The organism is Bartonella mastomydis (assembly GCF_900185775.1).
In the GTDB taxonomy this organism is placed as follows: Bacteria; Pseudomonadota; Alphaproteobacteria; order Rhizobiales; family Rhizobiaceae; genus Bartonella; species Bartonella elizabethae.
Window position 1 is genome coordinate 99,272 of record NZ_LT883136.1, and the last position, 25,199, is coordinate 124,470.

11 protein-coding genes are annotated in these 25,199 nt (G+C 37.4%); 7 read left to right on the forward strand and 4 right to left on the reverse strand.

What is annotated here, in order from left to right; all coding sequences use genetic code 11:
• Positions 1-212 precede the first annotated feature (212 nt).
• The 4 genes from FJG96_RS00390 (at position 213) to FJG96_RS00405 (ending at position 15,386) form a co-directional block, all read left to right on the forward strand.
• Positions 213-2,927 carry an autotransporter family protein gene (locus FJG96_RS00390; protein WP_139412283.1) on the forward strand — a complete coding sequence of 905 codons (2,715 nt, stop codon included), beginning with the start codon at positions 213-215 and terminating at the stop codon, positions 2,925-2,927.
• Positions 2,928-3,834: 907 nt separating this feature from the next.
• On the forward strand, positions 3,835-7,431 hold the full coding sequence (locus FJG96_RS00395) for an autotransporter outer membrane beta-barrel domain-containing protein (protein ID WP_210234973.1): 3,597 nt from the start codon (positions 3,835-3,837) through the stop codon (positions 7,429-7,431).
• Positions 7,432-8,387: 956 nt separating this feature from the next.
• Positions 8,388-11,729 (forward strand): autotransporter outer membrane beta-barrel domain-containing protein, encoded by a 3,342-nt coding sequence (locus tag FJG96_RS00400; RefSeq protein ID WP_139412284.1) that lies wholly within the window; start codon positions 8,388-8,390, stop codon positions 11,727-11,729.
• A gap of 165 nt (positions 11,730-11,894) precedes the next feature.
• The gene (locus tag FJG96_RS00405) at positions 11,895-15,386 is read left to right on the forward strand and encodes an autotransporter outer membrane beta-barrel domain-containing protein (RefSeq protein WP_139412285.1); all 3,492 of its coding nucleotides are present in this window, start codon (positions 11,895-11,897) and stop codon (positions 15,384-15,386) included.
• Between the two features lie 1,288 nt (positions 15,387-16,674).
• Here the strand turns inward: FJG96_RS00405 and FJG96_RS00410 are convergent.
• The 3 genes from FJG96_RS00410 to FJG96_RS00420 are packed head-to-tail and all read right to left on the reverse strand — an operon-like array spanning position 16,675 to position 19,454.
• Positions 16,675-17,646 (reverse strand): WD40 repeat domain-containing protein, encoded by a 972-nt coding sequence (locus FJG96_RS00410; RefSeq protein ID WP_139412316.1) that lies wholly within the window; start codon positions 17,644-17,646, stop codon positions 16,675-16,677.
• 11 nt (positions 17,647-17,657) lie between these two features.
• Positions 17,658-18,689, reverse strand: a complete 1,032-nt coding sequence (locus tag FJG96_RS00415; protein ID WP_139412286.1) for a CobW family GTP-binding protein — start codon at positions 18,687-18,689, stop codon at positions 17,658-17,660.
• A gap of 21 nt (positions 18,690-18,710) precedes the next feature.
• Entirely contained in the window at positions 18,711-19,454 is a 744-nt protein-coding gene (locus FJG96_RS00420) for a creatininase family protein (RefSeq protein WP_139412287.1), read from the reverse strand.
• 1,839 nt (positions 19,455-21,293) lie between these two features.
• Between FJG96_RS00420 and FJG96_RS00430 the strand changes: the two genes are divergently transcribed.
• On the forward strand, positions 21,294-21,650 hold the full coding sequence (locus FJG96_RS00430; RefSeq protein ID WP_139412289.1) for a hypothetical protein: 357 nt from the start codon (positions 21,294-21,296) through the stop codon (positions 21,648-21,650).
• A 1,052-nt stretch (positions 21,651-22,702) separates the two neighbouring features.
• Here FJG96_RS00430 and FJG96_RS00435 read toward each other — a convergent pair.
• Positions 22,703-24,037: an NAD(P)H-dependent oxidoreductase gene (locus tag FJG96_RS00435; RefSeq protein ID WP_139412290.1), complete on the reverse strand. Its 1,335-nt coding sequence runs from the start codon at positions 24,035-24,037 to the stop codon at positions 22,703-22,705.
• 165 nt (positions 24,038-24,202) lie between these two features.
• On the opposite strand from FJG96_RS00435, the gene FJG96_RS00440 reads away from it, so the two are divergent.
• Positions 24,203-24,682 carry a MaoC family dehydratase gene (locus FJG96_RS00440; protein WP_139412291.1) on the forward strand — a complete coding sequence of 160 codons (480 nt, stop codon included), beginning with the start codon at positions 24,203-24,205 and terminating at the stop codon, positions 24,680-24,682.
• 289 nt (positions 24,683-24,971) lie between these two features.
• On the forward strand, positions 24,972-25,178 hold the full coding sequence (locus FJG96_RS00445; RefSeq protein WP_139412292.1) for a hypothetical protein: 207 nt from the start codon (positions 24,972-24,974) through the stop codon (positions 25,176-25,178).
• The last annotated feature ends 21 nt before the right edge of the window (positions 25,179-25,199 follow it).

Below are 25,199 nucleotides of genomic sequence, written 5' to 3' on the forward strand. Positions count from 1 at the left end.
TGTTTTTCAGCTTAATTTTTATATTTTTTTTGTAAAAATGACTGATCTAGACTGTATTTTTTAGTCATTTTCTAATTCCATATTTACATAAAACACAAAAAATACTAATAAATACAATACATCAAACCAAAACGTATTAAATTTTCTCTTGGTTGAGTTTTTGATACGTTGTGTGCTCATCTTTGGAAGGGGGGCGGAATTATGGTGGAATTATGGTCAATCTATTTAAAAATCGTGTCTCCTTATATACTTTTACAACAGCACTTCTTTTTTTTGTACAAAATGTTGACGCTAAGGTTCAAGCTAGTGCTGCTATTAATACAGGAGTGCAAACTCATTCTGATGTTAATGGTAAAATACGAAATAATTCGAACCAGTTTTCATGTAATAGTTCTGAAGCATTTTATCGGTGTAATGATGGTAAAAAACACAACATTGAAAAGAAAAATTATCAAAAAACTGATAACAATACGGATGAAATTGTTGCTATACAAGCGTCTGGCGACAAAACGTTGCTCTTAGGGGAGGATATAACTGTTAAGGATGTTCCAAATGCTGATAATTTGGAAGGAAGTTTTTGGAAGTATGGGGTTTTAGCGAGTGAACGTGGAGAGGTGACTATAGAAAGAGGAGAGATTAACTTTACAAATGGTATCGGAGTTGAAGTAAGAGATTGGGGAAAGGTCACTTTAAAGAGTTTTTCCATTACCGAAAAAGGTGGTCAGGTGGTGAGTATAGATGACCATAGTGAAAGCTTAGCTTTTAATGTGTCTGGTTCTGGGATTATCTATTTTAAAGAAGGTAAAGTTAGTTTAGCCAATGCTCATGGTTTTTCAATGCATGGGAATGGTATTGGTGAGGATGCTAGGGTTATAACTATCGCAGATTCTACGGTTTTAGTAGAGGGTAATGCGTCTTATGGTTTGCGTTTTTTGGAGAAAAGCGGGGATAGAAAGGGGAAAATAAACGATCAGAAGGATTCCTATGATGAGTATATTTTTGCGGGTGAGAAAGAGATGTTCGGAGGCTTCCCAAAAACAAACTTACCTGTATCTGTACCAGGGGTTGTCGACTTGATAAAAACCTCTTTTACAGTTCCAAATAGTGCAGCTATTTATAGCAAAGAATCTGGCGCACTTATTAGAATCTTAGAAAAATCCAAAATTTCTGGAGATTTATTGTTGAAGGCTGAAGGGGGCTCTTTTGTGAAAGTTTCAATTGATGATTCTACCCTTGTAGGGGGGACACGTGTTGATGTAGATTCTTCTGTTGATTTTCGGTTAACAAATGGTTCAAAATGGACTTTATTACGACCCAAAAATGAAAGTTTGTTAGATTCTGACTCTATAGGTGTTTCATCGATTTCATTGATACATCTTATTGATAGTTCTATTGCTTTTGAAAAACCAAAAACTAACGTATTTGATGGCTATCAAACGCTTCGTGTTGGGAGAGGAAAAGGTGAGGTTTATAAGGCGCAGGGTAATGCGCGTCTTTATTTCAATACTTATTTAAATAAGGGGGGAGCTCTTACCAATCAAAAAACGGATCGGCTTTTAATTCATGGTGATGTTGAGGGAAAAACGATAGTACATGTGCAAAGTGTTTCAGGAAGTCCAGGGGGAGGTACTGGGTTTGAAGGAAGCAACAAGGGGATTTCAATTATTCAGGTGTCTGGAAGAGCAGAAGAGGATTCTTTTAAGTTAGATGGTGATTATGTTGCACTGGACGGTTTACCTTATCAGTATAGGCTTAGCGTTTATGGTCCCAAGCATAATTTAAAGAAGGCAAATCCTTCTCAAAGACTAGTTGAAGGAGAGGGAGAATTTTGGGATTTTCGTCTCGAGAATGGATATATTGATTCTGATAATCCATTTAGTGTAGCTCAGGGGGGTAAGCTTGTGCCGGCTTCTCGTCCTGAATTGGGTTTATATGGTAAAAATCATTTTAGCCAAGGCGTTAAGGCTGTTGTTCCGCAGGTACCAACTTATCTCCTCTTGCCGAATAGTTTGTTTCATGCTGGTTTGATGGATATCAGCAATCAAAATAAGCAGTTAGAGATACAGCGTGCTCATTCTCGTGAAATGTTGGAAATTCATGAAAATCCTGCTTCATTTTTGCGTGGTTATGGGGGCAGTTCCCGTTATACTTCAGATTTATCTGCGCTTGAATATGGTTATGGTGGCGATCTAGGGTATTACGCTCTAGAGGCAGGTGTTTTGTTACAAAAAATTGAAAACGTTGAGAGTGCCATATCCTTTGGGGTTATGGGATCGTACGGAAAGCTTTCTCTGCAACCTTTGAATGTTGAACAAAGCCAAAAAAGTACATTTGATAAATGGACTGCTACAGTTTATGGTAGTCTGCAGCATGATACAGGATTTTATGTCGATGGTCTTTTATCCTATGGTTTTTTTAAGGGTGATGTTCTGACAACTGTACGGGGGAAGACAGCAACATTGAAGGGTAACCCTTTAAGTGTTTCCTTGATGAGTGGTCGAAAAGTTGCCACAGGATATGAGGGTGTTGTTTTTGATCCACAAGCGCAGGTTGTCTATCAATATCTTCAGTTTAATGAGGCTCGTGATATTGATCATTTTAATATAGAGATGGATAAGCTTGATCAATGGGTGGTGCGTGTTGGTGGACGTTTGATGAAGACACTTGCTGCGCCTGAAAAGGATCGTGATGTTTCTTTCTATGGTAAAATTCATTTTGCTCATGATTTTGGCAAAGAAAGATCTGTGCGCTTTAAAGATTCTTTCCAGTTGGGAGCTTTTGGTTCTTCTCTAGAGGCTGGATTGGGGCTTAATGCCCGTTTGTCACAAAATCTCGCGTTTCATGGGGATTTGGTTTATCAGCATAAGTTGAGTAAAGGTGGTTTTTCTGGAATCAGTTTTTCTGGTGGATTGCGCTATCGTTTTTAGGATGATTGCCTTTGGGGTTAATTTTTAAAAAAAGCCACAAGCATCGCTTGTGGTTTTTTTATTATTTTGTTTGCAACTTTGAAGATAAGCTTTTTTAAAGAATGTTTTTGCATGAGAAAATTTGTTTCTTTTTAGAAACGAGATAAGGCTTTCTGGGGCACCGTTTTTACTGTTTTTTCCTCTATGAAAGATATTTTTTATAATAATGCATTGTTTAAAAAATATGAATATCGTTGGGCGTTCTCATTTTAGATCTGGGCTATGTTCACTCAATCAAAATCATTTGTTTCCAGGTAACAAGGGGGAGGTCGTGTGAGTAAAAATGAGGATAAGAAAGGAGCTAAAAGTCTTTTCATGAATCGCCTCAAGGGTCTAAGGGCTGTTACAATATTTTAAGGGTGGTAACGTGGGGGATATATCGGCTTACTTATTCATCAGTGTATAGATGGGATGCTCAATGAATTGACCATTCTATCTTTCCAAGGGGCGCGCTATCGCGAAATGAGCTTCGATGCGTTGAGAGATGTGTCTTTCAAATAAGCATGTGAATTGGCAACATATTTATATTCTGTTTGGGGTGTTTGGTTTTTCGTGATGGTTGTGACTTTCTTAGAGAACGCGAGAAACATAAAGTTGTGAGGTGATACATTATCTTCTTTTGTGTCAGTTTACAAATTCTCTTGAGATCACTGCTTTGGGGGCTATGATTTTCTCTATTTTTACGCGTTATTTTGTAAATAATACAATTTTAAATTGTGATATTTGTAGATTATGGCTTTACACAAAGTGTGGAGTAGTTATATAAAACACAAAACGTATTTTAAATTATCACGCGTAGCCAAAGTTATTCAATAGAACGCGTGTTTTTTTGTTTTTAGAGGAAGGGGAAGAAAGTTTGTAGAAAATTATGCTCAAAAATCATCTCTCTTTATGTCGTTTTACAACAGTTATTTTTTTCTTTGTATACAATGCTGATGCCGGTGACGTTTCTTCTCAGAAGAAGCAATATTCATGTAACGAAAGTGCTTCATTTTATCACTGTAACGATGGGAAAACGCATGAAATTTCTGGGAAAACTTATCAACTCACGGGTGAAAGTTCTGAGGCAGCTTTAGAGGCATCCGGGGAAAATACCCTCATTGAGGGAAAGGCTATAATCATTAACGGTGTTTCGAATGCTAATGGTCCTTCCGGAAAAGGCGTTTGGACAACCGGTGTAAAAGCTTCAAAAGGAGGAGGCGTTGCTCTGTTCGACTCCATGTTAAATGATGTGTCGATAGGGGCTGATATTGACGAGGATGGCGTTTTTGATATGCAAAACGGGGTGATTAAAGCAACCAGAATGGGGATCAGTGTTTCGAGTGAGCAGTCATTGGTTTCTTTGACCAAAACAGAGATTATAACACCGGCTGATGCGATAGGTCTTTTGAGTCATAATGGGGCAAAAATCTATATGAAAGGAGGGAAAATTGACTTTACTGAGGGTATTGGAGTCCAAACAGGAGGAGAGGGCGAAATTGATTTAGAGGGTGTTTCTATTATCGGAAAGGGGAAACAGGCGACAAGTACAGATAATCCTCGTGAAGGTTCTGCTTTCAGTATGCTTCAAGGGAAAGGCATGATTCATTTTCAGAAGGGAAATGTTAATGTTCATAACGTTCATGGCCTTGTATTGCAAGGAAATAATAATGCTGTTGCTGATATTAAACATTCCAATATTTTTGTGAGAGGAAAAGCATTTCATGGGATGCACTTTTTTTGGGAAGCTGTCTTGAATGATAAAAAAACAATCATACCTGGAAAAGGGTCGGTCCAGTTGACCCAGACAACTTTTATAGCTCCAGAAAGTACAGCTATTTATAGCCGCGAATTTGAAAGTTCTGTTAAACTCTTACAAAATTCAAAAGTTTCTGGCGATTCACTCCTGAAAGCTGTTGAACACTCTAATATCAAGATCGAAGCTGATGCTTCTACTTTACAAGGAAGCGCATATGTTGATGAAAGTTCTACAGCCGAGATAGTGTTAAAAAATGGTTCAAAGTGGATTTTATCGCGACCAAAAGTTGGACAATTACAAAATTCTGATGCTTCTAGTTCTAGGTTAAAAGACTATTCTTCTATTTCATCGATCGAACTTACGAATAGTTCTCTTATTTTTGAGAAACTAAAATCCAAAACAACAGATGGCTATCAGACACTTCTCATTGGAAAAGGATCAGGGACTGTTTATAAAGCGCAAGGTAATGCAAATCTTTATCTCAATACATATTTGGATAAAGGAGGAAAGCTTGAAGAGCAGAAAACGGATCGACTTTTAATCAATGGTGGCCTTGAGGGAAAAACGATAGTCCATGTCTATAAGGTTCTTGGAAGTCCTGGGGCATTGACGGGAGAAGGTGGTAATGATCAGGGGATTTCCATTATTCAGGTTTATGGGCAAGCCGCTGAAGATTCTTTTCAGTTAAAGGGAGGGTATGTCACACTTGATGCTTCTCCCTATCAATATCGTCTTAAAAGCTATGGTCCAAGCTCTACTTTAGGAGAAGCAGATTCCAATCAAAGAGTGCTTAAAAACACCGGAACATTTTGGGATTTTCGCCTTGAAAGTAAAATGGTTGATTCTTCCTCTCTTGATCCCACTGAAATTTTTCCTGTTCTTGATGCTGTTGTTCCTCCTGTTTCTGATGAGGTTCCTGCTTTTCCTAAAAATCATCCTCATATGACTGGAGGTGAAGAGGAGGTTATCGATCCTAATTCTCAGCAGAAACCTCAAGAGCCAAGTCTTTCTTCTCCTGTAGATTTTCCTGATAGGGATCCCCATCTTAAGACTGTATCTGATGTTTTTGATGTTTTTATGCTGGATGTTCCAAATCCTCCTCCTGTTTCTTCTCCTCCCTCTCTTACACCTGTTAGACCCAGTACTCCTAAATCTCATCCAGTTGTGCCAACATCTGGTTCCCCTGTATCGCCCTCTGTTCCTTCCACTCCTTCTGTTGTCTCTTCTGCGTCTGGTTCCCCTGTATTACCGTCTGTAGCTCGTACTCCTTCTACTGTTTCTCCCCCTGCGTCTAGTTCCCCTGTATCGCCTTCTGTCGCTCGTACTCCTTCTGTTGTCTCTTCTGCGTCTGGTTCCCCTGTATTGCCGTCTGTAGCTCGTACTCCTTCTACTGTTTCTCCCCCTGCGTCTAGTTCCCCTGTATCGCCCTCTGTTACTCGTACTCCTTCTGTTGTCTCTTCTGCGTCTGGTTCCCCTGTATCACCGTCTGTAGCTCGTACTCCTTCTACTGTTTCTCCCCCTGCGTCTAGTTCCCCTGTATCGCCCTCTGTTACTCGTACTCCTTCTGTTGTCTCTTCTGCGTCTGGTTCCCCTGTATCGCCGTCTGTAGTTCGTACTCCTTCTGTTGTTTCTCCCTCTGCGTCTAGTTCATCTGTATCGTCATCTGTTCCTTCCACTTCTTCTGTTGTTGTGTCGCCTAAATCTAGCTCTTCTGTTACTCCCCCTGTTTTTGAACTTTCTTCTCATTTTGAGCCAAATGTGAGAACCATTGTTCCACAGGTTTTGACTTATATTCTTGTGCCAAATACCTTATTTCATGCTGGATTGGTGGATATTAGTCATCAAAATAAGCAGTTGCAAACACTGCGAACTTTTTCTCGTCGATTATTGAAAACTAATGAAAATCCAGCTTTATTTTTGCGTGGTTACGGGGGACATCATCGTTATACTTCCAACTTGTCTGCACTGGAATATGGATATGGAGGCGACCTTGATTATAATGCACTAGAGGCAGGTATTTTACTCAAAAAAATCGAAAGTGCATACAGTACAACATCCTTTGGGATTATGGGAAATTATGGCAAGCTTTCTTTGCTGCCTCGAGAGGTGAAACAACGTCAAGAAAGTATATTTGATAAATGGACAATCACAGCATATGGGAGTATGCAGCATGATACGGGTTTTTATATGGATGGTCTCTTCTCTTATGGTTTGTTTAATGGCAATGTTCTTACACGTGAGCGAGGTAAAACGGCTGTATTGAGAGGCAAGCCCTTAAGTTTTTCCTTAACGGCTGGTAAAACATTTATGATAGGTTGTCGATGTTTTATTTTTGAACCACAGGTTCAATTTGTTTATCAAAATCTTCAGTTTCATAACACGCGTGATATTGATAATCTTAATATTGATATGCGAAGACCAGATCATTGGGGAATGCGTATTGGGGGGCATTTAACTAAAACACTGACATTAACGAAAGATGCACAGGTTCTTTCATTCTATGGTACGCTTCATTTCGTTCGTAATTTTGATGATAAACAATTTGTGTATTTTAAAGATGCTTTTCAGCTTGGTTCTTTTGGTTCTTCTTTAGAAGCTGGATTTGGTGTTTATTCGCAGTTATCCCCCCAAATTACTTTTCATAGTGATCTGATTTATAAGCATAAATTTACCAAAGCTGGCTTTTCTGGAACGCATTTTTCTGGTGGATTAAGCTATCATTTTTAGTTGCATTTTTTTCGTTATAATTCACCCTTTGTGAAAATTGTAAGTACAAAACATGATTTTATTGTGTTGTTTTTATGTTTTTAACTTTACATATAATCCAAAACAAATTATTCGGATAGCACATAATAGGAACAATCTATCGATGAGCTAGATCTATCTTTTCGATTTTTAATGAAGATGAAGTAAGGGAAGTTTAGAGCCAATAATGATGGAAGTATTAAAACGTCATGTATCTTTATGTGCTCTTACGATGTCTATTTTATTCTTTATTCATAATATAGATGGGAATGTGCAAGAGGAGCTTTTGTGTCGTTTTCTTTTAAAGTCCTATTCATGTGATGTTTTTGAGGAGTGTGGGTTGTGCACGTGATACTTGTTCAGATACTGCTAATAGCAGTTTCTCTGGTGTTTCGAAGGCAAGAAAGTTTGGTCAGGTAAGCATTAAGGTTAGGAAAGAGGAAGTTTGCAGATTGATGGGGTTTTGCCGTTAAAAAACACTGATAAAATTTCATCAGGGGTACTTGCACAAGAAAAAATGAAGAGTGTTTGGGATAAGGTTTCTTTTATTGGAAGTGTTAAAAACACGGTCAATGATCTTCAATGGAAAGTTTCATATTGCCATTAGTTTTAGTTGAGAACAATGTGTGCAGTTTGGAGATCAATGCCAATTGCGGGCTTTGGGTTCTTCTCTCGAAACTGGAGTGGGGTTGAATGCGCAGTTGTCCTCAAACTTTGTATTGTATGGAGAGGATTTTTTTGGACGGGTTACGCTATCGTTTTTAGGGACCTATGAAATATAATCTGAATTTTTATATAAAACACATAATGTTGTGTATAGTATAAAATGAATATCTAAGTTTTATATTTCTCACTATTTGTTTGTTTAAGTGAGCGTTATTGCGCGTATTTTTTATTTTTAAGTCAAGGGGGCGGAAGAAAAAATTGGGAAAAGAATTATGATTAATGTATTAAGAGATTATAGATTTTTATTTATCACAACGGCTATTGTTTCTTTTTTGCCAATCGTGAGTGTTAATGCAAATTCTCATAATTTAGGAAATCTCTGTGATCCAAATGCCCCATTTTATAAATGCAATGATGGTAAAAAACATACACTTGAAAATAAAACGTATCATTTAAAATATTCTCAACAATCTATTTCTGATTCTACTCCTATTTCAGCTCTATATGTAGAAAAAGCAGGGACAGTTGTTGATGCCTCGCAGATAACTGTTACGGGTGATAGTGCAGATGAATTATACGGCTATGGTGCATTAGCAAAAGAGGGAGCTCATCTTAATCTAAAAGATTCAAATTTTAAGAATATAGCTGCTCTTCATGCTGAAAGTGCGGTTATTCGCATGACAGATGGCACTATTACGGGGGTTTCTCACGCTATTTCTGCATTGGGTAAAGGAACAGATATTGCTTTAGTGCGTGTCAAGATTGAAACGACACCAAAAGAAACGACACCAAAAGAATTGAATGGTGTAGGAGAGACTGCTCTGATTAGCAGTTTGGGTTCAAAGATTAGGCTGTCAGGGAGTACCGTTATTTTTAATGGGAAAGGCCCGTTTTCATCAATTTTGGGGGGAGAGTATAGTTTCGATAGTTCTGTCATTAAGGGAAAAGGAAAACAAAAAACTGTTATCGTTGGTGAGAAAAGTATCAATAAATTACCAGAAGCTTTTGATATCTCTCAAGGTGGCTTTGTTCAATTGAATAATAGTTCTATGGAACTGAGTGATATGCATGGTTTTTTGGTTAAAAGTTCTTCAGGGAATGTGAATAATGAAGCTAGGTTGTTGAGGCAAGGATTTAATTTAGCTGATGCGTTTAAGAAGACGAATATTAAGATTGAAAAATCCAATATTTCTGTTCAGGGGAAGGAAGCCTATGGTCTGTATTTTTATGGATTAGATGCCAATGATGTATGGGGCAATATGAGAAATCTGGGAGCGCAAGGCGTTGCTCTGGAAAAGACCACTGTTCAGTTATCAAAGACAAATTTTTTAGTTCCAGAGGGGATTGCCATTTATGGTACCGGAGATGCTGTTTATGGGGCTGAAGCTACCCTTGAATTATCGGAAAATACAAAAGTCTCTGGTGATTTATTGTTAAAAGCTGAAAATAATTCTTCTCTTCGTGTTCAAGCCTATTCTTCGACTCTTACAGGGGGAGCACGCATTGAGGGTAGGTCTCGTATTGATTTGCAGTTAAGAAATGGTTCAACATGGTATCTTACTAAGAGTAAATATCAAGGTTCACAAGAAGCGGACTTTACGGTTTCATCGCTTTCTACTTTGAGCCTTTTGGATAGTACCGTTGTTTTTGAGAAATATGTCTCTCAAGATTATCAAACATTGTATATTGGAAACAAAATAAATAATGGAGACGATATTCATGCATTAGACAATAGCAATAAAACAGCTAGTGTGGATGACGTGTCCAATAAAGTATACAGTGCGGAGGGAAATGTTCAGATTAAGATGAGCACATTTATGCATAATGATGGTTCATTTAATTCTCAACAAACAGATCGCATTTTGATCTATGGGGATATTGGGGGAACAACCCTCATTGAGATGGAACAATTTCAAAAAACTTCAGATAAAGAAATAGGAAGGAAGGGCGATCAAAGTATTTCACTTATTCAAGTTGCAGGGAGGGCAGAGGAAAATTCTTTTAAGCTACACAATAGTTATACGACGGTAAATGGTTTTCCTTATCAATATAAACTTCGTGGCTATGGTCCAAGTTCTTCTGCTGGAAATGCAGATCCCAAAAATAGATTGGTTGCAGGAACAAGAGATTTTTGGGACTTTCGTCTCCAAAGTGTTTACATTGGTTCTGATTTAGATGCTTCTGAATCTGCTTCTAAACCGACGCCTACGGTTATTCCTCCTCAATCTGAAGAAGAAAAGATTCCTTCTGAGCGACCAACAGAGACACTTTCGCCTGAACAACCGCCTACTGTTAAGCCTCCCCTTATACCATCTACACCTTCTTTGCCGGAAGGATCTAAACCGTCTGAAACATTTTCTCCTACGGATTCTACACTTACTCCTTCTAAACCTGTTTCGCCTGAGCTTCCTTCTGTTCCAACGGTTCCAGAGGATCCTTCTACTGTACCTATGCCTACTGTTCCCGTTGAGACTTCTACTGATGAGGTTATGCCATCTAAGCCATCTGTTCCGGACGTTCCTTCATCTCCTTCATCTACGGCTTCTGCTTCTCTACCCGTTGAACCACAGCCTTCTCAACCTTCTGCTCCTGTTGAGCCTTCGTCTCATCTTTCTGTCCCGTTTGATGGGCAGCCTGAACAAGGAATTAGAGCTGTTGTTCCTCAATTGCCAACGTATCTGCTTTTGCCAAATGCTTTATTCCATGCGGGATTGATGGAGATGACCACGCAAAATAAGATGTTAGAGACAATGCGGGGTGCTTTTTATTCTTTTGGAAGAGATCATAAAGACACAGCCTTTTTTCTGCATGCTTATGGGGCAAGTCATCATTATGCTTCTAATTTATCCGCTTTTGAATATGGCTATGGCGCTGAGCTGGATTATAATGCGTTGCAAGCAGGTGTTTTGTTAAACGAGATGGAGGGTTTATATACGCGTACACTCTTTGGAGCTTTGGGAAACTATGGAAATCTTTCTCTATATCCTCAGGAGGTTGAACAAAGTAAAAAAAGCGCATTAAACAAATGGTCTGTTGGGGCTTATGGAAGTCTACAGCATGATACGGGTTTTTATATTGATGGGGTGTTATCCTATGGTCTTTTTAAGGGAGACATTTTGACCCTTGCACGAGGTAAGGTTGTGGCGTTAAAGGGAAAACAGTTTAGTGGGTCTTTAACGAGCGGCAGAACGTTTGCGATAGGGTGTAAAGGTGTTGTTTTTGATCCGCAGGTTCAGGTTATATATCAGCAACTTCAGTTTTATCAGGCATATGATGTTGATCATATTGATGTTGATTTGGGGAAATTTCATCAATGGATGGGGGGTGTTGGTGGGCGTTTAAGCAAGACGCTTGGTGTTGTGGAAGAGGGACGAGAGGTTTCTTTTTATAGTAAGTTTTCTTATTTGCATAATTTTGAAGATAAGCAATTTGTTTCTTTTAAAGATGATTTCCAGTTAGGTTCTTTTGGTTCTCACTTAGAGGCAGGGCTTGGATTTAATGCGCGTCTTTCTTCAAAACTTTCTCTTCATGGGGATGTTAGTTATCAGCATCGGCTTAAAAAAGTTGGTTTTTCTGGTGCGAGTTTCTCTGCTAGATTACATTATCATTTTTAGCTATACATAAACTATATAGTAACTTATATATAAGTATATAATGTTATATTAAGTAAAAATGGCTCTTTATTTTAATATTTATTGTATTTTAATAATTTTGTTTACTTAAATATAGATATTATTCTTCAATGAAGAGAAGTAGGGGAATAGGAGTCGAGAAGCGTTATGGTTTATGTACTTAAAAGACATGTATTTTTATGCAACTTTACAACAGCTGTTCTTTATTTTCTACAGGTTACTTATGTAAGTGCTGCAGGAGCTTTAAATGATCTAGGAGATGCCTTTTATAAATGCGATGATAGAAAAATGCACTTTCTCGCAAATAAAGTTTATTACTTAAAAAGTTCTCAGCAGGAGTCTGCTAGTTTTGCACCTATTGCAGCTCTCTATGTAGAAAAACCAGGGACTATTGTTCATGCATCTCAGGTAACCGTTTATGGTGATAATCCAGATAAAATATCTGCCTATGGAGCATACGCAAGAAATGGTGGGAGACTTAATCTAACCGCCGCAGATTTTAAGTATATGCCTGCTCTTCGTGCTCAAAATGCCGTTATTAGTATGACAGTAGGAGAAATTAAAGGAACATCACATGCTGTTTATGCATGGGGGAGAGAGACGGATATTTCTTTAGTGAGCGTGAATATCGATATTGAGCCTGATAATTTGAATGTAAAAGGGGTCGGTATTATGAGTGGCTTTGATGCAATGGTTAGAATGTCAGATGGTACTATTAATTTTAATCAGATTGGCTCATTTTCAACGCAGTTTGGGGGGCGCTATCTTCTCGAGAATATGGGGATTATAGGACAGGGGAGAAGAGAGGAAGCGAAAACAGATGATGATGGTGCTATGGGGGTATTGCCGGAAGCTTTTGAGGTTTTTCAAGGGGGAGGTGTTCATTTGAAAAACGGTTTTTTTCAGCTTAACTCTATGCATGCATTCTTGATTAAAAATTTTTCAGGTTATGTCGGTGATAATGGCAAAATAATTCAAAAATATGTTTCACCGAATGGCTTTAAAAATACAAACATTAAGATAGAAAAAAACAATATTTCTGTGAAAGGAGAGGGGACATATGGTCTGTATTTTAGTGTTTTAACTCCAGAAGAGCTTGCTAAAATGTCGGGACAACGCGAGGGTGAAAAACTTTTAAAAAGCAAAACAGTCATTACGGGGAAGGCGTTTGTTTCCTTATCAAAGACGGATATGACAGTTCCAGATGGAATTGCGATTTATGCGAAGGGAAATAAAGACTACGAGGTGAAAGGTATTCTTGAATTATCAGATGAAACAAAGATTTCTAGTGATTTGTTGCTAAAAGCTGAAAATAATGCTTCTCTATTGGTGAAAACGAATTTTTCTTTTCTGACAGGAGGGACGCGTGTTGACGATAAATCGACTGTTGATTTAGAATTAACCCGTTATTCGAAATGGTATCTGACCAAAAGTAAATACAACGGTTTACAGGAATCTGTTTCATCACTTTCTTCTCTAAGTCTTTCTAATAGTACACTGATCTTTGATGATGAAGATATATCGAATGGGTATCAAATCTTGCGCATTGGGAGAAAAATAGGCATAGAGGCAGGAGATAAAATTCTCAGATCAAAAGATAAAAAAGTCTACAGCGCTGAAGGAAATGCTCGGATTAGGTTGAGTGCATTTTTGAGTGATGAGGGTTTGTTTGATTCCCAAAAAACCGATCGTATATTGATTTCTGGTGATGTCGTAGGAACGACATTCGTTGAGGTACAAAGTTTTCCAAAAATTGTAAAAAAAGAAGTCTATAAGGGAAGAGATCAAAGCATTTCACTCATTCAAGTTGCTGGAAAAGCGCAGGCAGGTTCTTTTCGACTTACCAATGGTTATGATGGTTATGCTACGGTGAAAGGTTTTCCTTATCAATATCGTATTCGTGGTTATGGTCCAGGTTCGCCCTTTGGAGAAGCGGATGCTAGGCAAAGATTAGTGGAAGGTGAGGGAGATTTTTGGGATTTCCGTCTTGAAGGGATCTATCTTCATTCTGGATTGGGTTCTTATCATGGTCCATTTGGTAAACCTGCTTCGTTTTCATTATCTCATCCTTTAGACTCTCCCCCTCCCGATACACTTCCTACATTGTTGATGTCTGACCCGCCTTCTTCACCATCTGCTGGTCCTGTTGATCCTCCCCCTTCTTCTCCCGATTTCCTTCCTACATTATTGACATCTACTTCGCCTTCTTCGTCTGTTTCCTCTGCTCCTGTTGATCCTCCTCCTTCTTCTCCCGATCTTCTTCCTACATCATTGATATCTGCCTCGTCTTCTTCGTCTGTTTCCTCTGCTCCTGTTGATCCTCCTCCTTCTTCTCCCGATCTTCTTCCTACATCATTGACATCTGCCTCGTCTTCTTCGTCTGTTTCCTCTGCTCCTGTTGATCCTCCTCCTTCTTCTCCCGATCTTCTTCCTACATCATTGACATCTGCCTCGTCTTCGTCTGTTTCCTCTGCTCCTGTTGAGCCTCCTCCTTCTTCTCCCGATCTCCTTCCTACATCATTGATATCGGCTTCACCCTCTTCTTCGGTATCTCCTTCATCTACGGCTTCTGCTTCTCTACCCGTTGAACCACAGCCTTCTCAACCTTCTGCTCCTGTTGAGCCTTCGTCTCATCTTTCTGTCCCGTTTGATGGGCAGCCTGAACAAGGAATTATAGCTGTTGTTCCTCAATTGCCAACGTATCTGCTTTTGCCAAATGCTTTATTCCATGCGGGATTTATGGAGATGACCACGCAAAATAAGATGTTAGAGACAATGCGGGGTGCTTTTTATTCTTTTGGAAGAGATAATAAAGATACGGCCTTTTTTCTGCATGCTTATGGGGCAAGTCATCATTATGCTTCCAATTTATCTGATTTTGAATATGGCTATGGCGCTGAGCTTGATTATAATGCGTTGCAAGCCGGTGTTTTGTTAAACGAGATGGAGGGTTTATATACGCGTACACTCTTTGGAGCTTTGGGAAACTATGGAAATCTTTCTCTATATCCTCAGGAGGTTGAACAAAGTAAAAAAAGCGCATTAAACAAATGGTCTGTTGGGGCTTATGGAAGTCTACAGCATGATACGGGTTTTTATATTGATGGAGTATTATCCTATGGTCTTTTTAAGGGAGATATTTTGACGCTTGCACGAGGTAAGGTTTTGGCGTTAAAGGGAAAACAGTTTAGTGGATCTTTAACGAGTGGAAAAAGGTTTTCAATAGGATATAAAGGTGTTGTTTTTGATCCGCAGGTTCAGGTTATGTATCAGCAACTTCAGTTTTATCAAGCATATGATGTTGATCAGATTGATGTTGATTTGGGGAAATTTCATCAATGGATGGGGGGTGTTGGTGGGCGTTTAAGTAAGACACTTAATGTTTCTCAAGAGGGACGAGAGATTTCTTTTTATAGTAAGTTTTCTTATTTGCATAGTTTTGAAGATAAGCAATTTGTTTCTTTTAAAGATGATTTTCAGTTAGGTTCTTTTGGTTCTCACTTAGAAGCAGGGCTTGGGTTTAATGCGCGTCTTTCTTCAAAACTTTCTCTTCGTGGGGATATTAGTTATCAGCATCGGCTTAAAAAAGTTGGTTTTTCTGGAACGAGTTTCTCTGCTGGATTGCGCCACCGTTTTTAAAAGAGATCCATTGTACATTTTTATATGAAAGGCAGAAGATTTTTCTGCCTTTTAATCTCTTAACTTATATTCCTTCATCAATATATGGTTATTTTTTTAAGTATAAAAAGCTACTGTAAACGATTTCTTTGATTGATGATTGAAGTATTCAAGATGCTTGCTTCTAAGTAATGAGAAATTTTTCTACAAGTTTTAATCTTGTGATATGAGGACAGATTTCATTATGAATGTGACAATCTTTTATACCGAATGCTTTGTTGCGTAATCGTTTAAAAAAGGCGGTATTGATGGTTTTTTTTAATATTAAAGTGGGCTCAGAATGGTTTTAGGCATTTTTCTTAAGAGTTTTTAGGATTATTTTTGTCCGTTTCTTTATTCATTTTTGTAGATCAAAATTTTAAATCTTATGATCTTTTATACATTGTTTTGAATTTTATTTTAGAGAAGAAAACAATATAAACTCTATTTACGTTTATAGCCGTCAATACGCCTATTTTTTGTTTTCTTTTTGAGGTTGTTTACTTGAGAATTTTAGAAAAATACTTGTCTTTTTAGAAAAGACTGAGAGAATTTGTGGTTAAATGATCATAAAAAGTAAAGGATGCTTGATTGTGTTTTTAGGGGTGTTGTTTCTTTTTTGCAAATGATAGTCACCAAGAGAAACTTTGATAAGATATAGAGTATTGTTATTGCTCTAATAAGTGGGCATCATCATTCTATTTTTTTTAAGCTTCCAATATTGCTGTGACTTTAGCACTCGAAAATATTTATAAGAAGTATTTTTAGTCTTTTCTTAAATGTTTTGTATTGATACGGGCTTTCTTCTGTTTGTCATGTACAAGCAAATAGTTTTGATTAATTTAATATAAACAGATTTGAATCGAGAGCATTTTATGATTTGAAAGGCTTTCATTCCTACGTGTAAACACTGAACATCCTTTATTAAACCGATTTGATATGTCTAGAAAAAAACTGGATTGTCGATCAAAACTGGTAGGGAATTTTATTTTTTGAGGTATCAAGTGGCGGTCAAAAAAATTTATTGAGAAGAATAGTGTTGAGTTTCCTTCTTTTGATCTTAGGAATAAAGAGGCCTTTTCTTGTCTCAAGGGAGGTTCTAGCAAGATGGAAGGCTTCATGATTATAAAGACTTTGGGGATTTTGGGTGGGGACTTTTGGGGGAGGGTGTCCTGGATTTTGCGAGCTCTAGAAATGCGCGGAGGTTCAGATTTCTAGAGGATTGTGTGGGTATTTTTATCAATGATGATTGTGCTTGTTGGTTCTTGGCTTAATCAGTGATATCGATCATACCACATTCACCATTTTCACTGCCGAAGGTGAGGGTGTGTCCTGTTTGATCCCAGTTGAGTGCTGAAATAGCGCTTTTTCCATAGCCTTTTAGAAGGACTTCTTTTCCATCACGAAAATATGCCGCTAAAATCATTCCATCATTGAAGCCTATGGCGACAATTTCTTTGCTTGGATGGCATGAAACGGTGCTAACAAGGGCATCTGCTCGTGTCCCAAGTTCTAGGGGGATTTTTCCCATGGGGCCATCTTTTGTATGAAAGGGCCAAACAATTGCTGCAGAAGCACCTGATGTTGCGAGCCATCTTCCTTTTGCACTCCAAGACCAGCTTTTGACTTTGCTTGGGTAGCCACTCATCCGTAAATGTTGATGATCGGTAAGACGCCAGCCGTGTAAGGCGTTTTCTTGCATCGTGGAAATGACATAGCGGTTGTCTGGTGAAAAGGTGACATCACAATGCGCCCCTTTCCATACCAATGTGGTGGGGGATGTTTGTGTTGAGAGCCAATGAAGCGTAACGCCATTGTAATGAGCAACGGCAAGCCGTAAACCTTTTGGGGCAAAAGCCAAACCTTCTACACTGCGCTCATGTGGGAGCTCTTGTTGTTCTTTTCCCACATGTACAAATGCAAGACGTGCAGAGGAAAAGGCAAAAGCTTTTTGGGGACCAAAAGCAACGTTATTTATCCATTTGCGTTCTTTTTGACTGAGCAGTTCTGTATGACCACCTACTGTTGTTTGACAGACTTTTCCATCTTCTCCTCCTGTGATGATCGCAGTATTGTCATGGGAAAAATGACTTGAAATTATTCCTTGGTGAACTTCAAAGATTTGTGGGGTTGGAGTTAAAAAAACAATCAAACCTTCCACGGAAACAAAGGCTGGTTTATTGCCTATAAAACCACAGGAAAGGCAGTAACTTTTGAGATCATAATGGGTTATGTTTGGCATTGTCATTCATTTTATGCGCAATTTTCAAAATCAGTTTTTAATTTTTTGCCATCAAGAGAGCGTCCGATAAAAACAAGGCGGCTTTCTCGTTTTTCATCCTCACGCCATGGGCGTTGGTGTTGTCCCTCAAGAAGCATATGAATACCTTGAATGACATAACGATCATCATCTCCTTGAAAGGCAATAATGCCTTTAAGACGCAAGATATCAGGTCCTTGTTGCTGTGTAAGCTGTTGGATCCAAGGGAAAAATTTCTCTGGTTGCAGGGCACCTGCTTTTAAACTTATAGAAGTGATGGTAATATCATGAATGGTAGATGTGTGATGATGATGGTCGTGATGGCAGTCGGGACCACACACATGATCTTCAGGTTGGTTTTTATGTTCGTGGTCAAGAAAATGAGGCTCATGGTCTAGAGTCCGTTGGAGATCAAAGAAACCACGATTAAGAAGTTTATCAAGAGGAATATTGGTGCGCTGTGTTGTATAGAGTATAGCACGAGGATTAATGGCAAGAATAAGTGACTCTGCATGGGCTTGCTCTTGTGCCGTGACAAGATCAATCTTATTTAAAAGAACGATGTCTGCGAAGGCAATTTGCTCTTCAACTTCACGACTGTCTTTCAGTTGAGAGGGCAAATGCTTTGCATCAACGACAGCTATGACACTGTCAAGCATTGTTTTTTCATGAACAGTATCATCCATGAAAAAGGTTTGTGCTACGGGAACGGGATCGGCAAGTCCTGTTGTTTCTATAATAATTGCATCAAATCGATGAGAACGTTGCATCAGACTTTCCAGAATGCGAATGAGATCACCCCGCACAGTGCAGCAAACACAGCCGTTATTCATTTCATAAATTTCTTCATCTGATTCAATGATCAGGTCATTATCAATCCCAATTTCACCAAATTCATTGACAATGACAGCATAGCGCTTGCCGTGATTTTCACTGAGAATGCGGTTGAGAAGGGTGGTTTTTCCTGCACCAAGATAGCCCGTGAGAACCGTAACAGGAAGTTTTGTTGGGGGTGTTTTTTCCATGGAGAGACCTTTTATTGTTCTTTATTGCCATGTGTTTATGTTAAATCGCTTGATATCATCAAGTAAATCACGAAGCTGAGACAGAACATGAGAAAAGATTGCTTTACCGGCTTGGGGGGTTGCTTTGCTTGCATTTCCTGCTGCACCTTGCGTGTTGAGATCACGCATTGTCCAGCCAAAAGCATGAGGACCATAGGCGCGTAAATGGCGATAATTGGCAATCATATCCGCTTGTTTATTATGAAAATTTTTTGCCTTTTCCATATGGACTTTTTCTGGAGCTAAATAGAGCATGAGAGAAGTTTCGATAAAACCGCCATGGATATCAAGAGGCTGTTGAGAAGGTTCTATCAGACCTTTTGGTAAACCAAAACGGCTCCAGCTTGTTGCTACAGCAAGCATGGAAAGGCGCCTTCTCAATTCGGTGATAACAATGCTCATTAAAGGTGAATTGCCTCCGTGAGCATTGAGAAGAAGAAGACGGTTGATCCCTTTATGATAGCAGTTTTCACCAATCTTTATCCAGCGCTTAATCGCATCAGAAAAGGTTAGAGTTTGTGTCCCTGTGATATCCATATGTTCTATAGAATAGCCAATTTTTTCAACCGGTAACAGGGCGATATGAAATTGTTCTTTTGTTTCTAACGTGAGGGCTTTTGCAAAAGCTTCAGCAATAATCCAGTCGGTTTCAAAGGGAAGATGCTCTCCGTGATATTCATGTGCGCCCAAAGGTAAAAGAGCGAGAAAGGGTGTGTTAGATACCATAAATTATTGCCCAAAAGAGGAGTTCATACAGATAAAGTGATCAAAGGTGCTATCACTATTTAATCTATCTATAAGAGAAACGCAAATAGGTGTATTGTTACATTCCATAGGGAAATTCTAAAAATGAGAGCTTTATTAAAAATAGTGAAAGGTTTTATTGAGAGGAGTTAACACAGGTTTGATGAAATATGCGCTATCCCTTCTAAGGATTGGTAGCTTATGTAAGCGTTTTTGATTGTGTCCTTTTGTTTTAATCAGAATTCTTGTGCTGTGAATTCAAGTTTATATAGACGTCTTACAAAAGAATAGAAATATTTGTGCATTCATTTTACTTTGAAGAGTGTCTTAACAGATTTTAGTGTTCATGAAGAAAAAATGAATGTAATGAGAAGAATTTACATAAGATGAAATTACATAATGACACTATATTGATTTATAAAGAGTATTTATTTTTTTATGTTGAATAAGAGTCTCTAAAATCATAATATTTTTTTATTCAAATTTTAATCACGCTATATATTCAATATAGTATATGTATTATTGTATGTATAGAAACAAATTGTTTGGAAATAGTTTTTATTTTTACAGTTTTTATTATTATTTTACTTTTTTATTTGAAGAAAAATATGGTAATATAGATTTATGTTTAACATATTTAAAAGTAATTTTTATTGCTCTATTTTTATAGCGTTTGTTCTTTTTTTTGCACAAGGTGCAGAAAGGCATATAAATATTGCTAAAGAGTTCTTTCAAAGAGAATTATTTTTTACTCATCAAGAGAAAAATAGAGTTGCTCGAAATATAGATAGGGCTGTGATCTACTCTAATGAAGAAAAAAATAAGCTAACTTTTATGAAAGTTAGGCAAGAGAGTTGTTTTTCAGCATTTTGGGGAATACTCTTATTTTTCATGAATATCTTAGTATTTGGTTTTAGGTAGTTTTCTAGCCCTTTTGTGTTGCTTATAATGTTTTTGTAAATCTGATAAGTTGATTTGTTTTATAAGTGCTTTTTGTCAATTTTGAAAATAGAGATTTTGAAGAATCTTTTACGCTTTATAACCATTTTGTTAAAAAATAGGACAGAATTTTAAGGTTTGTTGATGAAAATATATTTATTTTAGATCGTTGTTTTTATTTGCTCGCGATTTTATTTTTCAACATTACTGAGAGCAGACTTGTGCCATATCGATGAGGGATATAATAAGAGATCCTTGAAGCGCTATGCCATCTTTCTCTGATCAAGATCAGAGACAAGTATTTTTATATTGACATTTTTTAAGTTTATACGGTTTTAAAATTTATAGTCTATATTTTTTTAAATGAATTTATTTTTTAAGCTTTATTGTGCTGTGAAAGTTGATAAATTTTTATTACTTTAAAGTATATTGATAAAAAATATTACTTTTATCCTCTTCATTTAAGATCATAAATGATAACTGATTCTATTGTAAAAGTAATAAATTATTCTTGATATTCATGAATATTTTTAAAATTATTAGTCAATAATAATAAAATAGTACATTTTATTGGATAAGATTTTTTGTAATGTGAGGCGATATTCAATTATGTTTGCTATGTTTTTAATCGTTTGATTTTAAAGTAAAATTTTCCTAAGTAGGCCGTTTAGAAATTTTTTAGTATTGTTGTTCTTATTTTGAATTTATCAGTATTTATTTTTAAAATTTAAATTATGTTGTTTTTATATCTTTACATGTAATACATAATGTATTATATTTAATATAAAGTTACATATAATATATCATATTGTGTTATTTGTTTTTATATATGTAAATATTTTTTCACTTTTTCAGTGAAGAAAAAGAGGAGCAAATGAAGCTATGTTTAAAGTATTTAAAAATCGTGTATGTTCATTTACTTTTACACTCCTTATTCTTCTTTTTGTACAAATTATAGAAGGGAATGCGAGTTTTGTAAAAAATCAATTTCAAGAGAGAATGGCAATTTCTGTTTCTACAGTAGACAACAATCCAGTTGTTAAAGCTGCGGATAGAGCTGTTATTTACGGCGTTGAGGAACAAGATGGCGTTGCTTTTGGAAAAATTGAAAAAGTTTCTGCATATTCAGGGAACGTCTTTTGGGGTGGGATAGGTGTTTTCTCGCTTCTTGCTTCTTTATGTGTTGGGGATATTGTTGGGACTTTTGTTTCTCTTTTAGGAATATTCTGTACACTTTAGGAGAAAACTCATCGACTTTGTCGATGAGTTTTTTCTTTTATTTCCTTATGTTGAAAAAAATCAATATTTGAAGTTGTTCGTGCTGTATTGGATAGAAAAATAACTAACTATTAATACTAAATATATTTTTTGAGCTGTTATTAAAATTCAATCTCTTGTAATTCATATTTTTTCTTTTCAAAGTGGTGTAACCGGATTTTTTATGGTTATTTCCTCGTCATAAGGCTAACACTTTTAACTTCTTTATCAGCTTTTTTAATATTATCTTGCCGTTTCTATATAAAGATTATTCATCAAAGGTATATTTATCTTTTTTAAATATTTTTTAGAGGATAAAAAAGAAGAGATAAAATAAAAAATATTTCTGTAGTTTTCTTCTAATGTAAATAGCTGATGATAAGTTATCATTATAAATCAAACTATTAAATTAAAAATAAACTTACTGCTTTATAAATATTTACCGTTTTCAATCTGTGTATGTTGGATTCATCAAAAGCATTTTTTGCATATCGCAAGTTGCATTTGTGTATGGGTAAAAACTCTTTAGGAAAAGGGTAAAATTTTTCTCATGAATTAGGCTCTAAGGCTTAAGGTCTATCGTAATATAGGAAAATAAAATGATGATGCCGGCTTCGTATCTTTATAGCGTAAAGATAGTGATACATAGCCAATTTTAGACCGCCTCATGGGGATTTGGGTATGAGATTGATGCGCACTGTTCGTGAGAGGGAGGTGATGATGGGCGGCATTGAAAAATGTCTTTATTCAAACAGAAACTTGAATGTGTAATACAAGTGTATTCTGGGTGTTCTGTTGCGCAAGGGAAGGGGGCTATTAAGGAAGGGGATAAGAAGGGAATGCATGAGTGGAAGGAAAGGGGAAACAAGCATAAGATATTGTTTTGAATAAGCATTTTTAATTCATAATATTTTCTTCGTGAAGATCTCATGAATTAAAAATGCTTTTATTTTTTGATGCGTTACTCTCCTCTAGAAAAGAAACATTGTTCCTTATACATGAATGGATTTTTATGTTAGGGTAGAAGAGGATATTTATAGTTTGGCGGGAGAAGAGCAATCAAGCAAAAGATCTTGTTTGGCACGAAGACGGGCAATCCATTGATCTTCACGGATAGCTGTATTATGTACTGTAATGAGTTCATTTTTTTTAATGGCAGCTGTGACTGTTGCTTTTTCTAAAAGACCACAAGGAATGGCTTGGTGGGCGCGTGCTTCGGCAATATTCATGATCCAAGCGCGATACGTATAAAGACCGATAAAATCTAACTGATCGCCTGGATATAAATCTTTTTTAGCAACAGCACAGACTTCTACTACGGGATGGCTAAGAGGAACCATATCTTTTTTACCATAAAGCATCACGCGTGCACAGGTGAGGGGAACTTCCATTGCTGTGAGATGATAGGGGCGATGAAAGGTGAAGTAAGGTCCTTGACCGATTTTTAAATCTTCCATACGTTCGCGTAAACGTGGGTGTGCTATTTCTGCAATGACAAAGACACCTGGAGAAACACCTTGACCTATTGAATAATCCACCACACCATATTGCTGCAAAATACCGCCATCTTGTTTTGGAATAAGGACTTTGTTTAAATCTTGCAGTGCCGCTTGGGGGCCATGCATTCCTGGGCAATCAGGGAGAAGTCCAGTGGCATTGGCAATGGCTGCCATTTCAACCATCGTTTTGGAACCATCAATAAATTCAACCAACATGCGTACATTCATATTACGCCGTAATGCTTCTTCTTCGTAAACATCAGGTGTGGCATCAAAGAGCAGAGGATTATTTTTTCCTTTTCCCGCTGCAACAATTTTATGCCCAAGAGCTGAAACAAACTCGATGAGTTCCATGCAGGAAGTCGGTTCATCACCAGCACCAAGGGTATAAATAAGTCCTTGTTTTTCTGCTTCATGTTTTAGATACGCACCAATTGTAACATCGGCTTCAACATTCATCATGACAAGATGTTTGTTGTTTTCAAGCGCTTTAAAGCCAATTTCTGCTCCCGCTTCAGGATAGCCTGTTGCATCAACAATAATATCAATTTGTTCATGGCGCAAAACAAGGTCAATATCATCTGTTGCCGCAATCAAACCTTTTTCAATGCTTTGTGTGAGGGCATGAGCATTTTCAACTTCACAGACATGTCCCTCTTCGCCATAGGCAAGTGTTGCAGCATCAAAAATTCGTGATGGTGTCCTCGTGGCTACAGCAGCAACGGTTATTCCCTCCATTTGCGCAATACTTGATAATAAATCTGTGCCCATCTCTCCACAACCAATCAGTCCAATACGGATGGGGGGATGGTTTTCTGCACGTTGCTTTAAATCATGCGCTAAACCTGTTAGGGTTACATTGCTTGCCATTCTTTTTTCCCATTTGAAAACTATTCTACTAAAAAGAATTTCTCATTCATAAGGTGTATTTGTTTTTAAGACAATTAATCTTTTATTCTTGATGCTCTAATCAATGGGTTTTATAAAAGCAAGAGGGGGAGGGGTGCGTTTATCAAATAAAATAGGAATAGCGTTATGCAGCAAAAAATCACAGTACAAGATGTCACTACTTTTATTGGAAAAGAAATGGGATTATCACAGTGGCGTCTTGTTACACAGGATATGATTAATCAATTTGCATGCGCTACAGATGATCATCAATGGATACACGTTGATGAGGAAAAGGCTAAAAAGACACCTTTTGGGGGAACGATTGCTCATGGGTTTTTAACATTATCGCTTTTGTCTGCGCTTGCTTATGAAGCTCTTCCAGAGTTAGAAGGGGCTACAATGGGGATTAATTATGGTTTTGATAAAGTACGATTCATGAGTCCTGTGAAGACAGGAACACGGGTGCGGGCGCGTTTTGTGCTCGATGATGCAGAAATTCGTCCTTCTGGGCGCGTGGTCTTCCATTATGGGGTTACGGTGGAAGTGGAACAGTTAAAAAAACCAGCCCTTACGGCTCAATGGCTTATTGTTGCTGTGATGGGAGAAAAATTTTCCAATGTTTAAGATGATTTAAGTGCTTTATTTGATAAGAATTTTCATACAATTTTGTTCGAATTTTTTATCGATGATAAAATTGAGAATATATTGATTTATCAGGATAATCTCGTGTCATTCATCCTGAATGCGCTCCAGAATGTCGTAAGATTTTCTTATTTTAAGCGCATTCCATGTTGAAACAATTAAAACCACTCATTTGCACGTTTAAAAGCGGGGGCATCTATGTGGACTGAAACTGTACAGACAAGCTATACCTTTGAACCGTCTCAAGTATTAAGGGTAGTGGGGGACAACATTGGATGCTGGCAAAGTGTCTGAGGCTAGCGGTTTGCTCTTTTATGAAGCGTCAAGATGGGGGCAATGGATTGGCTATTATACTATTTACGGCTGCTGTTGCAAAATGGAAAATGGACGTGAGAACCTTGATGTATTTTTAAAAGCGTATGAAGATGTGAGCCAAGCTTGGGGCATTCTGTTTTACGAGCAGGTTGTGATTCATTAAAAACGCGATAGATAAAAGTAT